We start from the raw sequence: 15,418 nt of genomic DNA, 5'->3' as shown, positions 1-15,418 counted from the left end.
AATATAATAGTAGACTGCCTGACGGCCGCAAGAGCGCAAGGAGGATGACATTGATGCAAACGAAACAAAGACATGGCACAATCGGCATTCGCCTGATCGCCGCAATCACCGCGCTGATCCTGCTGGCGCTGCCCGCCGCATGGGCGGCTGCAGCAGACGAAACGGTGAAATCGATCGAGTTCGCCGGCATCGACAACACCCTGTCGATGTACGTCGATGAGAAGCAGCAGGTATCCTCTGTCGCGGAATTGTCCGGCGGCAGCTATAAGGATGTGACGTTCGAAGCCGTCTGGAGCACGTCCAACAGCAGCGTCGTCCAGGTGGACAAGGGGCTGCTGACGGCGAAAGCTTCCGGCTACGCCGACATCACGGTGAAGTATGCTTCGGCATCGAAAACGATGCGCGTCACCGTCACCCACGAATATGACAAGGTCGAAATCGCATCGTCCGGCGGCAGCCCGATCAACTCGACGCTCGAACTCGAGCTCGGCGACGATCTCGAGCTGAAGCTCCTCGCGTACAAGAACGGCTCCTCTTCGGACGTGACCGATGACGCGGAATGGAGCACCTCGAATGAAGCCATCGCCCGGGTGGAAGGCGGCAAAGTCGAACTGTCCGCTCCGGGTTCGGTGACGATTTCGGCCCGGTACAAAGGCCGCACCGACAGCGTCAAACTGAATGTGACCTCGCCCTACGAATCGCTGGCGCTGGCTCCGGAAGAGCTGATCGAGTTCCGCTACGGCGATGCGGGCGTGCAGCTCACGGCAACGGCCGCATTGAAGAACGGCGGCAGCGAAGACGTGACGGCGAAGGCAAGCTGGGTGTCCGCCGACCCGTCGGTGGCCACCGTGAAGAACGGCCTCGTGAAGCCGGCCGGCGTCGGCACGACGACGGTTCGCGCCGAATACCTCGGCGTGCATGAGCAGGTGACGGTCGTCGTGCGGCCCGCCTACGCCGCCCTGCGCCTGTCGGCGGACAAGCCGCTGCACCTGCTTCTGGGGAGCGATCCGGTGCCGCTGCAAGCCTTCGCGGCGAACCATCCGGATGAACCGGAAGACGACGTCACGGCGCTCGCCGAGTGGAAATCGTCCAATGTGTATGCGGTGACCGTCGCGAACGGCATCGTGACGGCCAAGGAAGAAGGCAAGGCCCGGATCACGGCATCGTACAAGGGCCGCACGGTCGGCATTGATGTGACCGTCTATCCGCACATCCGGTCGATTGCGATCGATAATGAATCGATCGACGCGTTCGCAGACGGCGAAGGCGCGCTGCCCAAGGTGACCGGCGAGACGCTCGCCGGCGGGTCGATCGAGGTCTCCGGCCTGGCCGAATGGACCTCGGCGAACACCTCGATTGTCACCGTTGAAGACGGCAAGTGGTTCGCCCGCGGCCTCGGCGAGACGGTGCTGACGGCGCGCGTCGGCACGCGCACGGCGCAGGTGAAGATCACCGTTCATGAAGAGCCGCTGGCGCTGCTGTCCGACGCCGAAGATCTGACGGTCGTGGCCGGCAAGTCGATTCCGCTGCCGGACGTGAGGCTCATTCTGAAGAACGGAAACACGGTCGAAGACATTGAATCCAAGCTGGAATGGACCACGTCGTCGCCGAACATTCTGGTGGCCGGCAATGAGCTCAAAGGATTGCTGGCGGGCCGCTACACGCTGACCGCTTCTTACCTCGGCAAGAAGCTCACGTTCCGCGTCATCGTCGAGCAGGAGATCGTCCGGCTTGAAGCGAGCCCCGTTTCAATCGAGCTGAACCCGGGCAAGTCGATGTCGATCAAAGTAACGGGTTACTACAAGAACGGCAAATCGGTCACGCTGAGCAGCAAAGTCGTCTGGACGTCGAGCAATCCGTCCGTCGTCTCCGTGAGCGGCAGCAAAGTGAAGGCTTCCGCCGTTGGTCAAGCATCCGTGATCACCGAATACCAGGGCATTCCGCTCATCGTACAGGTATCGGTCGTGCCGAAGCTGACCAAACTGAACACGTCGGCGAAATCGCTGGAACTGGCGCCCGGCGCAACCGGCCAGGTGCGGCTGACCGCCGTATTCGACAAGAGCGAAGAGGTTGACGTCACGGCGCTTGCCGCGTGGACGTCCTCGAACGAACGCGTCGCCGTCGTGTCGGACGGCCAGATCAAAGCCCTGGCGCACGGCACGGCGACGATCAAGGCATCGTACGGGGGCAAGACCGTATCCATCCGGGTGAAGGTGAAATAAAACCGGATTCCAGGCATAAGAAGGGCGCCCCGTCCGTCGGAATGACGGTGTGGGGCGCCCGTTTTCACGGTTGATCCGCGTTTCCGTTTCAATATCAGGATTCGGCGAAAATCAGATCGAACATATGCTTCCACGTCTCCCAATTCCAGACGTCATCGGGCGATCCGCCGCCGAGTTTCGTATAACCGATATACAAACCTGCAATCAGCGCCGCGATGAGGAGCAGCGGCACGATGGCCGCGCGCAGCGTCCGCAGCAGCGCCCTTACAGCCGGATGGCGCCTTGGCTTGCCGGGTTTGCCCGAACCGCCTTCGGACGGCCGCTTCGCGCCCGTCCCCGACTCGCCGGCCGGCCGCACCGGACGGGCCGCCGTTTCGGTGCGAACCGGTTCCGTCTCCCTTGCCGGCGCCTTCGGCCGGTCTTGTCCGTTATTCATGTCTCATCCCGTTTCGCTCATGCACGCAGTCCGTTGGCCAGACTCATCATCGTGTCGGCGGATGACAGCGCGCGTGCGCTGAGTTGATAGGCTCGCTGCACCATCAGCAGCTCCGACATTTCCGTCTCCAGTTGGACATTGGATTGCTCGAGGGCGCCCTGCGTAATCCGGACATCGCTCTCTTCGCCCGGCTGCACGTCGCGGACCACATCCGCGGCATCGACGCCGTCTGCCGTAGTGTACAGATTGTCCGCCACAGCCAGCAGCGCATCCGGTCTCACCGGCTCGACCAGCTTCAGCTGCCCGAGCGCCAGACGATCACTTCCGTCAACGGAGACGGCGCTTACCCTGCCCTGCGCGTCAACTTGCAGCTCGTATCCGGCAGGCAGGAGAAGCGGACCTTCCGCGCCGCCCTCATCCCGGACGACGACCGGATAGCCGTCCGCGGTCGTCACGACAATGTCGCCGGCTGCGTTCAGCGTCGCCCGGAAGGCGCCGCTGCGCGTATAAGCCCGCGTTCCCGCATCGTCCGTAATCACTTCGAACAACGCATTGCCGTGAATCGCGAGATCATACGGATTGTCGGTGATTTGAATCGACCCTTGCGACAAATCCTGCTGCACTTGCGTCATCCGCGCGCCCCAGCCGATCGTGAAGCCGAGCGGCGTCAGCCGGCCCGCTTGCGCGAACCGTTCATCCTGCTGCTTCGCGGTCGTAAGCAGATCCTCGAATGAGGCGCTCTTGCGCTTGTAGCCCGCGGTATTCAGGTTCGCGATGTTGTCGGCGATCAGATCGAGCTTGCGCTGCATCGCGTTCATCGACATCATCGCGTTGATCATCGAGCTGTTCATCGAACCGCCCCTTTCCCGCTTTCATCCTGCATCATAACCGAAATTCGGCGCGAAAGCTAGACCTTGCCGACCTCGTTGACCGCCTTGCCCAGGCTTTGGTCATAGAACTGGATGACCTTCTGGTTCGATTCGTACGCACGAAGCGCGCTCATCAGGTCGACCATCGCCTGCGCCGCGTCCACATTGGAACGCTCCAGATAGCCTTGCCGCACCTCGATGCGGTCCCCGGCTTCAGCCGCGCGCGCCAGATCCGCTTCCTCGTCGTTCAGCCGGAACTTGCCGTACCCTTCCTGGACGAGACGGTTCGGATTCTCGATGACCGTGATCAGCAACTGAACGCCGGCATCCGCGCCGTCCGCGTCAACGAACCGCAGGTCGCCGGTCAGCGACAGCCGGTCGAGACTCACGCCCGGCGGGAACTGGATCGGGTTGTTGTCCGTTCCGAGGACGAATGAACCGTCGTTCGTGACCAGGTAGCCTTCGTCATTTACCAGGAACGATCCGTTCCTGGTATAGCGAATGCCGCCGTCCCGATCCTGCACCGTGAAGAACGCCTGCGGCTGGAACACGACGTTGCCGTCATCGTCAATCGCCTTGCCGGAACTGTCGAACTGAAGTCCCGGGACCTGCAGATTAGCCTGAATGGCGAAATCCGACATTCTGCCGGTCGCGTACGCGTCGCCCTGGATATGGATCGACAGGCTCTCTTCCGCGAACACGCCGGTGTTCACCGCGCCGATTCTTGCAGGCTTGTCCCCTTCGATGCCGGTCAGATGCAGCAGCATTTCCGGGAACGATCGGCCCACCGACGTTACTTGCTTGTAACCCGGCGTATTCAGATTCGATATATTGTTCGTAACCGTATCATGCCGCCGCTGCTGGGCAACCATCCCCGCTGCGGCCGTATACAACCCGCGAAGCATGATGTTCCTCCTTTCCCCTCGTCCAGGCCGGCTTCCGGCCATGCCGCAAAAAACACTCACGGCTATTTTATCGGCATTCCGGTCCCGAATTGTGAATCGGATGTCTCAGAGCTTCTTCGAGCTGACCTTGTCCAGGTTCTCCAGCATGATGCCCGTGCCTTTCACGACGCAGTGCATCGGATCTTCCGCAATCAGCACCGGCACTTTCAGCTCGTCGGCCAGCAGCGCGTCCAATCCGTCAAGCAGCGCGCCGCCCCCCGTCAGAATGACGCCGCGGTCGATGATATCCGCCGACAACTCCGGCGGCGTCCGTTCCAGCACCGCCTTGGCGGCCTGGACGATCGACATGACCGAATCCCAGAGCGCTTCCCGCACTTCCTCCGAGCGGATCGTCACCGTCTGGGGCAGCCCGGTCACCATGTCGCGTCCGCGGATGTCCATCGATTCCTTTCGCCCGTCCGGATGGACCGAGCCGATGCGGATTTTGATGTCCTCGCTTGTCCGCTCGCCGATCAGCAGCTTGTATTTGTTTTTGATATATTTCATGATCTCGGAGTCGAATTTGTCGCCCGCCACTTTGATGGACGAGGCCGTGACGATGTCGCCCATGGACAGCACCGCGACATCCGTCGTGCCGCCGCCGATGTCGACGACCATGTTGCCGCTTGGCTGGAAGATGTCCATGCCGGCTCCGATCGCCGCCGCCTTCGGCTCCTCCTCGAGAAATACTTCCTTGGCCCCGCTTCGTTCAGCCGCTTCCCGGATCGCTTTCTGTTCGACCGACGTGATGTTCGTCGGCGCGCAGATCAGGATGCGCGGACGGCTGTACCATTTCCGACCCCCGACCCGGTTGATGAATGACTTCAGCATCAGTTCCGTAATCTCAAAATCGGCGATCACGCCGTCCTTCAGCGGACGGATCGCCACGATGTTGCCCGGCGTCCGGCCGACCATCCGTCTCGCTTCTTCGCCGACGGCCAGCACCCGCTTCGACTCGCTTTCAATGGCGACGACGGAAGGTTCGTCCAGCACGACGCCCCTGCCTTTGACATGAATGGATACATTGGCTGTTCCGAGATCGATTCCGATATCTTTGCCCAACATTTCTGCATGTCCCCCAACCCGAAAATTATCAGGGCGTTTCAACCGGCACCCAAGGCTTGTCCATTTGCAAGCCGCCTGAAAAAAGGCCTGTCCGGACTCGACGAATACCGCGCGCCGTACCGTCCCGCCGGGACAAAGGCACACGGTATGTCATGAAATGTCGCTCGATTCCAAATCGGCCCATAATCGATATCAATTCGCTATTGTTGTCCGAAATCCTCTATTTTTGTAGAAGAATTAGCCGTTTTTTCCGGCCGTTATCGCTTCGCGTTTCTTCCCTGCCGATTTCTTGTATTTGATCTTCGTCGCTTCGCCGCCCCGCAGATGCCGAATCGATTTGTGGTACTCGAGAATGTGCTTCACCTGGTCCGCAAGGTCGGGATTGATCTCCGGCAGCCGCTCGGTCAGATCCTTGTGTACCGTGCTTTTCGAAACGCCGAACTCCTTCGCGATCGTTCGAACGGTATTTCTCGTCTCGACGATGCATCTGCCGATTTTGATCGTCCGTTCTTTGATGTAATCGTGCACGTTCCCGCCTCCCAACTCGGAATAGTTTGGTACATTATATGAGTCGGGGAGGTTTATATTCGCCGTGGTCAAGCGTGACAAGCCTGACTGTACAAATTATTTTCCGGGAAATAAACGCCGCCCCGGGAACACCATCCTGCACCGTACGGGCGCGTCCGGAGCGACGGGATGGAAAAGCCGTTTGCAAAAAAAGGAAAGCAGGGGTTCCCCTGCTTTCCCGGCTTAGCCTTCGTGCACTTCTGCGCCGCCGGTCCGTCCGGCCCGCCTGTGCGACCAATGGCCTGCATGGTCTGTTCGCATCATTCTTCTTCGTCAAGCAGTGCCAACGGATTGACCGGCGTGCCGTTCTCGCGGACTTCGAAGTGAAGATGTACGCCGAGATCTTTCTCCAGCTCGCTGCGTCCCGCCTTCGCGATCAGCGTGCCTTGCTTCACTTCGTCGCCGACCTTGACGTTGATTTCGCTCAGGCTCTGGTACACGGTGACAAGCCCGTCCGGATGCGCGATTTCGACAATATAACCGTTCGTCGGATGCTGCTCGGCTACCGTCACCTTGCCGCTCATCGCGGCAGCGACATCGAAGGCCGCATTGTCAGGCCGCGCCAGATCGATGCCCATGTGCGGCATGAACGTCGTGCCGGACACCAGAAGCGCCTGCTGCCGTTCTTCACTCGGCGCATCCGCGTCATAGTGCGGGAGAACGATCTCCAGCTCCGAGCGGTCGACGACCGGCCATTGCAGCGTTTCGCCGTCCGCAATGACCTCCAGCGTACGCTCATCGGCCACGGCTTCATCGGTATTCGTCACGTCGCTCACTTCAGCGGACTCGTCATCTGCAGGCTTGACTTCCGACTTGTCGGTCCCCTGATAGAGCCACATGATCGTTACGATGATTGCCGCCGCGGCCATGAACAATGCCGGAGAAACCCATTTCTTCGACAGCAATCTCTTCCAACCGGACGATTTGGCGGCTCCGCTTCGGGACAGCCCGGAAGCTTCCTCAAGCGGTTTCTGCTTGTCTTGTTCATTCATTTTTTGATCACCTCACCAGCCATTGTTGCCAGTGAGGAATCTTTTATACGTCGCTGAAATGATAATTTTCAAGTTTTGAAACTTTCGAACGATGCCGCAAGACTCGCAGATCGGACAAGCCTTGTTCCCCGGTAATAGTAGGCCAGAATCTGCTCCGCGTCATTGCCCGCCTTGGCCAGCGCCTGCGCCCCCCATTGGCTCATGCCTACGCCATGTCCGTAGCCGTAGCACACCAGCGTGATCCGTCCGTCTTCGATCCGCCAGCTGAAGTTGGCGGACGGCAGATCCAGCGCCTCCCGCACCTCCCGTCCGGTGAGCACCTTCTTCCCGATCCGGATCTCTTTCACACTTCGGCCCGCCGTCCGGCTCAGCACCTCGATGCCGCCCTTTCGGTCCCGCTTGCGGATGCCCAGGCGGTCATAGAATTCGTCCAGCTCCATTTCGACCTTCTGTTCGAAACGCGGCGACAGCTGCGCGTCCCAGGGGCTGGGCACGCTTCTCAGATACGGAACCTCCACGGACCAGTAATCTTCGGCATTCTCCGTATAACCGCCGCTTGTCGAGAAATAGGCCGCCTGAATCGGCTCGCCCTCGTAGGTCAGCACGAGCCCCTGCGTCTCGGCGACCGCTCGTCCGATCCGCGCCAGCTCTTCCTCCCGTTCAAGCCGCATTTCCCGGATTTTCTTCAGCGGCACATACACCTGGTCGGCCTCGCCGTCCGTCACATCATATTCCCGTTTTACATCGCCGGTATCTTGCGCTGCGGTGAACAGTTTGCGGATGATATAGGTTCTGGCCGCAATCGCCTGCGCTTTCAGCGCTTCAAGCTCGAAATCAGCCGGCATCTCTCCCGCTACGACGCCGAGAACATACGTCTCCAGCGGCACCGTCTCCACGCGCCCCTCTTCCGCCAGGTAGACGCGCACCAACGGCTCGTCCGGCGCTTCGTCCTTCCCGGCGGCGCCGCCTTCACCATCTGCGGAATCGCCGGCCTGTCCGACCGCTCCATCGGTCTGTACTCCATCCTCATGTTTCAGATTGCCGCTTCCGGATTCCGGCATCCGCGGTCTTCCTGCCAATTCGCTGCTGCCGGCTTCCGAAGCTTCCGCCGCCATGACCTCCGGAATCCCGTCGGATTTTGTATGCGAAGCGCCGGATTCCGACACCCCGCCGCCCGCGGACATCAACTTCAGGAACATGGCCGCCGCCATGCCGAGCAGAAACGCCGCCATCCAGCCCGAAGTTCCAACACCGCCCTGCAGGATGCGCCTCCATGCCGTTCTCCGTCTCATTGTGTCTGCCCTCCAATCGACGCTGGTACGTCTGCTTGAATCTCTCATCCGCCGGCCTTGGTACATCCTATGAAGCCGTTTGGTAGGGCAGAACCACAAAACCTCGGTCAAGCGAAAATGCCGGCAGCTTGCGGATTTCCGGCCGCTTCTATTTTGATGAAAGCGCATTTGTATCCCGAATGGAAGAAATGAATCGTTCCGGAAATAAAAAAGAACGCGTCTTTCACAACGCGTTCTGATGATCGTTCTGCTTGCTTCACGCCCAGGAAGGCCTGACCTGAATGCGGGCGCGCTCCTCGCGGGCGAAGACCGCCTCGGCCGGCACTTCCCCTTCCGCTTCCTCGAGGCGGAGGGCCTGCGCTTCTTCCGCCGCCCGGGCAAGCGCGGCTTCCGCCTCAATCCGGCGAATGTCCGCGCCGAGAGCCGCCAGCTTCTCCGTAATCCCCAAGTATCCGCGGTCAATATGATGAACGCCCGTGATCTCGGTCTCGCCTTCGGCGCGCAGCGCGGCACAGATCAGCGCGGCTCCGGCGCGCAGATCGGTGGCGCACACCTTGGCGCCGACGAGTTTCGCACCGCCCGTTACGATCGCGGACCGCCCTTCCACACGGATCTGTCCCTGAAGCTTGCGGAATTCCTCCACATGCATGAACCGGTTCTCGAACACCGTCTCCGTCACGACGCTCGTGCCTTCCGCCACCATGAGCAGCGCCATGATCTGCGACTGCATATCGGTGGGAAATCCCGGGTGCGGGAGGGTCTTCACATCGACGGCGCGCAGCGGACGGCTTACCGTCACGCGGATGCCGTTCTCGCATTCCCCGAAATCGACGCCCATTTCTTCCAGCTTCGAAATCACCGGGGTCAAATGGTCGGCAATTGCGCCTTCAATCATTACATCTCCGCCGGTTATGGCGGCGGCAACCATATAAGTGCCGGCTTCCACCCGATCGGGGATTACCGTATGTTCCGCACCGTGCAGCATGTCGACCCCTTCGATGCGGATCATGCTCGTACCCGCGCCTCGCACGACGGCGCCCATGCTGTTCATGAAATTCGCCAGATCGACGATTTCCGGTTCCCTCGCCGCATTCTCGATGATGGTCGTCCCTTCCGCAAGGGAGGCGGCCATCATGATGTTCTGCGTAGCGCCGACGCTCGGCACATCGAGGTAGATCTTCGCGCCTTTCAGCCGTCCGTGCGTGCGCGCTTCTATGTAACCTTGCCCCAGGGCGATGTCAGCGCCCATCGCTTCGAAGCCTTTCAGGTGCTGGTCAATCGGGCGCGTGCCGATGGCGCATCCGCCAGGCAGCGAGATGCGCGCCTGTCCGAATCGCGTCAGCAGAGGTCCCATCACGAGGAAGGAAGCCCGCATTTTACGGACCAGTTCATATGGTGGTTCGAAGCTTTGCAGTGATGAAGCATCAACGAAGACGGTATCGCCGTCCTGGCGGAGGCCGGCGCCGAGCGAAGACAACACCTGCCGGATGGTCAAGACATCATCAAGCAGGGGGACGTCTCGAATGACACTGACGCCCTTTTCGGCGAGCAGCGACGCGGCCAGAATGGGCAGCACCGCATTTTTGGCGCCGCTGATGCGAACCGTTCCGGAGAGCCGCCGACCGCCGCGGACGATGATTTTGCTCATATGGGTCCCTCCGCGCACATGATCCTACCAATCACGATCCGAACTAGTACTTTTTTCATCCGTCCAACATTCCGTGAATATCTTAGCATTTCCTTACACAGATCGACAAGCACAAAATTTCGAATCTATACAGGAATTGGCGAAAATTCCCGACATTCTACATCATTCGCAGCCGAATGCCGAATTCGGACCGTAGAATCAATACCATTGTTGACGGAATCCGTTCTCCTTATTCGACAAGCAGGCGCAGCGACGTCGACCATTCCCAGTAATCCAGGATGAACCGGGAGAACAGATAGCCGATCGCGACCGCCATCATCAGACGCAGCATGACGGCGCGCCTGCCCTTGGGCTGCTTCAGGAACACGTCGAGCTTGAGTTCCTGAAGCACGACCCAGGCGAGATAGACGCTGAACAGCATGACGGCCACGGACAGCAGCCCTCTTATGCCCATTGAAAAATAGACATCCTCCATCTCAGTTCAATCTCCTCTTCTCCACCGCGCGCAGCAGAAAGACGCTGAATTCCGCCCGGCTGATCCGTTCATCCGGTCTGACGAATCCGCCGGGGTAGCCGCTCAACAGCCCTTCTTCCTTGAGCCGATTGATCATCGATGCCGCCCAGTGGTTCGGGCTCAGATCGTTGAACGGCGCCGATGCCCTGTTCAGCGGCGCCAGTCCGAGCGCGCGGCCGATCATGACGGCGGCTTCGGCCCGGGATACCGGATTTGATGGGCCGAACCTGCCGCCCGGCAAACCGTTTACGATGCCGGCCGCCGTCGCCTGCTGGATCGCTTTATAGGCCCAGTGGCTCTCGTCCAGATCGCGGTAAGCGATCGTGGCGGCCGGCGTTCCGGAACCGCCGAGCGCCCGCACGAGCAGCGCAGTCGCTTCCGCGCGGGAGATGCCGCGATCCGGCTCAAACCGGCGGTCGCCCGTGCCCGATACGAGACCGAGCGCGTTCAGCTTGACGATCGAGTCTTCGGCCCAGTGCCCGGCAATATCCCGGAAACCGCCCACGAGCGGCTCCACATTGACCCGCAGCCGGTACAAGCTCCGGTCGAACGGACGGTCGGATGTGAGCCTGATGTAATGGCTACCCTCATCATATTCACGCTCGATGCGAATGCTTGCCGTCTCAGGCGCCGTTTCAACGGTTTCCAGCAATTGCTGGCGCTTGTCGTACACTTCCATCCGCACGCGGCGGTCCGCCGGCACCCCGTCCAGCGTGACCGTCACGATCGATCGGCTGTCCAGCTTCAGCCTGAACCAGTCTTCATCGCCCTGGACGGCGAAGACACCCCGGTACTCCGTGTCCGGCGCCAGCGGTGTCGCCGCATAGATCCGGTCGTTCGGCTCGTTCGGATCTTCATGCCTCCGCTCAAGTTCCAGCGTCAGCGTGTAAGTGCCGGCCGCGGAATGCGCGGAAGCCGACGAAGCGTCGCGCACCCGGATCAGATATCGGCCAGGGGTCACCGGAATATTCGCCCGCTCCGTCGCCCCTTCGCCGTAGTCGTCCACGCGCTGTTCCGTACCGCGCTCAGGCTTGATGAGAAGGGACGGATCGATGCGCATCGTATCGACCGCCAGCGACAGCTTCAAATCGCCCGTCTGGCCGATCGTCACGGCATACCAGTCCTGGTCGCCTTGCTGATGGAACGTTCCGGTCACCTTCAGCTGCCCGTCCGTCAGGTTCTTCAACTGATGGGCAAATGCCTGCGCGTCATTCGGCTCATATTCATCTTCGGCCATCCGGAATCCGGTCGTCAGCGTGTAGGGCAAGACCGCGGTCTCCTCGCTGTTCTTGAACTTCAGTTCCAGCCATTGAACGCCGCGCTTCACCGGCCATTCGACCTGGCCGGCGTCCACGCGCCACTCCGCGGAAGCCGACGTTCCGTCTTTCCGATGCAGCACGGCGGATACGGCGGGATATGCTTTTTTCTCACCGGGATGGCCTTCAAAAGCAAACGTCATCCACCCGTCATGCGGCGCATCGATCTTGAACCAGTCAACGTCGGATCCGCCGCTCAAAGCCCCCGCGATCTGATTGACGACCGGCAGCGCAGCGGCTTCCTGCCGTGTGTTGTTCGGCTCCCGCGGGTTCGCCGCCGCCTTCAGCGCAAGATCGACCCGAAGCAGCCCCGCTCCGGTCTGATCATCGCGGCCGGGTGCCCCGATATCCTGCGCCGTCTGCATCAGCCGCTCCCGCACCTGCCAGGCTTTCAGATGCGGCTCCTTCGTCCAGACGAGCGCCGCGGCAGCCGCAACCTGCGGCGCAGCCATCGACGTGCCTTCTTCCTTGCGGTATCCTCCGCCGAGCGCCGTCGTGTACACTTCCCAAGCTGCCGCGATATCGTTCTCGGGACCGGCATTGGCCCGGCGTTCCGGGCTGCCGTCCGCCGCCGCGCCGGAGACGGCCATCACGGTCGGGTAGGCCGCCGGATATTTGACAACAGCCTTGCGGCCGTGCTGGAGCCCGTCATTGCCGCTGGCCGCGACGAGCAGAACGTCGTTTTTCTCGGCATACAAGGCGATGTCCTGCATGTAGGGGGAATACCGGTAAAGCCCGACCGACAGGACGACGATCTTCGCGCCGGCATCCACCGCTTTCACAATCGCTTCGCCGAGCATCTTCTCATCGCCGAATCCGGTTTCGTCCAGCGCCTTGACCGGCATGATCTTCGCCTTCCACAGCACGCCGGCCGTCCCGATGCCGTTGTTGCCTATGGCCGCCAGCACACCGGCGACCCGGGTGCCGTGCCCGTTGTCGTCCTCGGGAGGCTTGCCGGGCGCAATCAGATTGATGCCCTGCACGAGATTGTCTTTCAGATCCGGATGATCGAGATCGACGCCGGTGTCCACCACCGCGATCGTCAGATCGGTCGCCATGCCCGGCGCCAGCGCCCAGGCGCGGTCCGCTCCGATCAGTTTCAGATAAGACTGCCTGTCCAGATGCGGATCGTCAGGCTTGCCCGGAAGATCCGCGGCTGCCGGCGCCGCAGGAGACTGGGTGTTTGCTGAGGATTGCAACGCCGCTTCCGCCTCTGTTGCCGCAACAGCCGGCGTGGACGCCGTGGACGTCATGTCTGCCTGTTCTCCGCCGTTATCCGCGCTGAAGGCGAGCAGCTTGACCTTGCCGACCGGATGCACATATTCCACATCCGGGTGCGCGGTCAGCCTGTCCAGCCAGCGCTGCCGGTCTTCACCGTCTGCCGGCACGACGAGGTCCACACCCGTCTCCGGCTGCCGCGAGAGCACGACGGTGCCCAGCAGCCGGGCGGGATCCGTCTCCGCGCCTTCCCGCCATTTCAGGAGCCAGCTCCCGGTTGTCCATACATCTGCCGCATCCGCCGAAAACTGCATGTTCGAAGGGGCGCTTGCTCCGATCGTTGCAAGCGGTCCGCCCATTTCACCAAGCAGAGATCCCGCGGCCAGTACGCACGCCAACATGGCAGCAGGCACGGCAATGCTGCGCCGCTGCTGACGCCGGTCGGTGCGCGCCCCCGCTTCCTTATGGTTGCCGGTCCTCCAGCCGTTCCCTTTCATGATTCGCATTGCGATCTGTCCTTATCCGTTCCGTTTCCGTTCCGACGCTATGAACCTATTATAATCGATAATCTATTTCATTGCGTTTAAAAAACTCTCACTTGCCGGAAAGCTTTCAATGTACCCAAAAAACAATCCGGCCGCGTCCCATCCATTCCGGACAAGACGCAGCCGGACTTTGACCTCACCCGAAGCCTGTCAAACCACTTTCTCTTCAGACAGCCGCTCCCAAACCGGCCGTCTGCAAAGCACCGCCCGCGAGCGGTTATCTCGGCATCGCCACCCAGACGTCGCGGGACAGCGTCACGACTTGTTCCAGCATCTCCATGAACGCGTTCGGCATGAAGCCGAGCGCCAGCGTCGCCGCGACGCAGATCCAAAGGGCAATTCCCGTCGGTACGGGGACGCTCAGCTTTGCCTCCGTCTCCGCGGTCCGCATGAACATCTGGCGGATGATGCTGAAGTAGAAGTAATACGAGATGACGCTGGTCACGATCATGATCGCAGCCAGCCAGTAATCTTTCATCTGCGCCGCGCTCAGCAGAATGAACAGCTTGCCGAAGAAGCCGCCCGTCACCGGCAGCCCGGCCAGCGAGATGAGCAGCACGATCATCCCCGCCGCCGTCCATGGCGCGCGGTAGTACAGGCCGGCGTAGCCCTTCAGCTCGTCATGCCCGGCCGCCTGGCTGACAACCGCCATGACCGCGAAGGCGCCGATCGTCATGAACATGTAGGCGACCAGGTAGAACGAGAAATCGCCCAGGTTGTTGGTTGACGTCGTGCCGAGGCCGATCGCCAGCGGCACGAGCAGGTAGCCCGCGTTGGCAACGCCGGACAGGGCCAGCAGCCGCTTCACGTTCTTCTGGCGCAGCGCGGCCGTCGTGCCGACAATCATGGCGGCGGCCGCCAGCACTTTCAGCGCGAGCAGCACGTCTTCCCCGACCGGGCTGACGGCCGGCCCGAGGATGAACGGCGTCTGGATGACCGCCGTATTGAAGATCACCCGCACCAGCGCAATGAACGCCGCGGCTTTCGAGACGACGGCCAGAAACGCCGTGACCGGCGTCGCCGCTCCCTGGTAGACGTCGGGCGCCCAGGCGTGGAACGGCGCGGCCGCGATCTTCACCGCGAACCCCGCGACCAGGAAGAACAGGCCGACGTAGACGAGCGCTTCGAAATCGGTGACCGCCTGCTCCAGCATCCGGGCAATCCAGCCAAGGTTGGTCGATCCCGTCACCCCGTACAGGTACGACATGCCGAACAGGATGAACGCCGACGAGACAGCGCCGATGACGACATATTTGAACGCCGCCTCAGCCGCCAGCTTCGATTTTTTGCGGAAACCGATCAGCACATATGTCGAAATGCCGAGCAGTTCCAGTCCGACGAACATCGTGATCAGATCCGCCGTCGAACAGAGGACGAGCGCACCGGCGACGGCGGGCAGCATCATCGTGAACGTTTCGCCTTTGTCCGGAATGGCATCGTCCCGCTCGATCGTCCGGATGCCCATCAGCAGGATGAGCATGGAAGCGGCCAGGATGATCAGCTTCATCGCGAGCGCGAACCCGTCGATCCGGTAGCTGTCCCGCAGAAGCGAAATCACTTCCGCGCCACCTTCGCCGAACGGATCGAACGACAGCAGCTGCCCGACAACGACGGCGGCGGAGCCGGCCATTGCGGCCAGCGTCAGCCAGCTCAGAAACCCGCGGCGGACCGTATTCGGCAGCAGCAGATCAAGGAGCGTCAGCAGAATCGCCGCGCCGACCAGAATGATCTCGGGGACGAGGTAAGCCACATCCGGTCCGGTCAAAGCTTGCGTTGCCGTTGTCACCATG

12 protein-coding genes are annotated in these 15,418 nt (G+C 61.2%); 1 reads left to right on the top strand and 11 read right to left on the bottom strand.

Going from position 1 to position 15,418, the window contains the following annotated elements; all coding sequences use genetic code 11:
* Positions 1–53 precede the first annotated feature (53 nt).
* Entirely contained in the window at positions 54–2,222 is a 2,169-nt protein-coding gene (locus tag C6W55_RS09610; RefSeq protein WP_286892477.1) for an Ig-like domain-containing protein, read from the top strand.
* Positions 2,223–2,316: 94 nt separating this feature from the next.
* On the opposite strand, the gene C6W55_RS09605 is transcribed toward C6W55_RS09610, so the two are convergent.
* The 11 genes from C6W55_RS09605 to C6W55_RS09555 all read right to left on the bottom strand — a co-directional run bounded on the left by C6W55_RS09605 (position 2,317) and on the right by C6W55_RS09555 (position 15,417).
* Positions 2,317–2,658, bottom strand: coding sequence for a DNA-directed RNA polymerase subunit beta (locus tag C6W55_RS09605; protein WP_286892476.1), 342 nt, complete (start codon positions 2,656–2,658; stop codon positions 2,317–2,319).
* A gap of 17 nt (positions 2,659–2,675) precedes the next feature.
* Complete coding sequence (locus C6W55_RS09600; RefSeq protein ID WP_286892475.1) at positions 2,676–3,509, bottom strand: flagellar hook-basal body protein; 834 nt, start codon at positions 3,507–3,509, stop codon at positions 2,676–2,678.
* A gap of 56 nt (positions 3,510–3,565) precedes the next feature.
* Positions 3,566–4,432 carry a flagellar hook-basal body protein gene (locus tag C6W55_RS09595; protein WP_286892474.1) on the bottom strand — a complete coding sequence of 289 codons (867 nt, stop codon included), beginning with the start codon at positions 4,430–4,432 and terminating at the stop codon, positions 3,566–3,568.
* A gap of 105 nt (positions 4,433–4,537) precedes the next feature.
* Positions 4,538–5,536, bottom strand: a complete 999-nt coding sequence (gene mreB / locus C6W55_RS09590; protein WP_015256565.1) for a rod shape-determining protein MreB — start codon at positions 5,534–5,536, stop codon at positions 4,538–4,540.
* 237 nt (positions 5,537–5,773) lie between these two features.
* Complete coding sequence (spoIIID, locus tag C6W55_RS09585; protein WP_015256566.1) at positions 5,774–6,064, bottom strand: sporulation transcriptional regulator SpoIIID; 291 nt, start codon at positions 6,062–6,064, stop codon at positions 5,774–5,776.
* A gap of 299 nt (positions 6,065–6,363) precedes the next feature.
* A complete protein-coding gene (locus C6W55_RS09580; RefSeq protein WP_213485601.1) occupies positions 6,364–7,095 on the bottom strand; it encodes a M23 family metallopeptidase in 732 nt (243 codons plus the stop codon).
* A 68-nt stretch (positions 7,096–7,163) separates the two neighbouring features.
* Complete coding sequence (spoIID, locus tag C6W55_RS09575) at positions 7,164–8,387, bottom strand: stage II sporulation protein D (protein WP_286892473.1); 1,224 nt, start codon at positions 8,385–8,387, stop codon at positions 7,164–7,166.
* A gap of 256 nt (positions 8,388–8,643) precedes the next feature.
* Positions 8,644–10,035 (bottom strand): UDP-N-acetylglucosamine 1-carboxyvinyltransferase, encoded by a 1,392-nt coding sequence (gene murA, locus C6W55_RS09570; protein WP_286892472.1) that lies wholly within the window; start codon positions 10,033–10,035, stop codon positions 8,644–8,646.
* A 229-nt stretch (positions 10,036–10,264) separates the two neighbouring features.
* Positions 10,265–10,489 (bottom strand): DUF1146 domain-containing protein, encoded by a 225-nt coding sequence (locus C6W55_RS09565; RefSeq protein ID WP_286892471.1) that lies wholly within the window; start codon positions 10,487–10,489, stop codon positions 10,265–10,267.
* Between the two features lie 22 nt (positions 10,490–10,511).
* A complete protein-coding gene (locus C6W55_RS09560; RefSeq protein WP_286892470.1) occupies positions 10,512–13,589 on the bottom strand; it encodes a S8 family peptidase in 3,078 nt (1,025 codons plus the stop codon).
* A 256-nt stretch (positions 13,590–13,845) separates the two neighbouring features.
* The gene (locus C6W55_RS09555) at positions 13,846–15,417 is read right to left on the bottom strand and encodes an NADH-quinone oxidoreductase subunit N (protein WP_286892469.1); all 1,572 of its coding nucleotides are present in this window, start codon (positions 15,415–15,417) and stop codon (positions 13,846–13,848) included.
* Between the last annotated feature and the right edge of the window lies 1 nt (position 15,418).

It is taken from the genome of Thermobacillus sp. (assembly GCF_003390775.1).
In the GTDB taxonomy this organism is placed as follows: domain Bacteria; phylum Bacillota; class Bacilli; order Paenibacillales; family Paenibacillaceae; genus Thermobacillus; species Thermobacillus xylanilyticus.
Note: the sequence above shows the minus strand (reverse complement) of the source record. Positions and strands in the feature narration are given on the sequence as shown.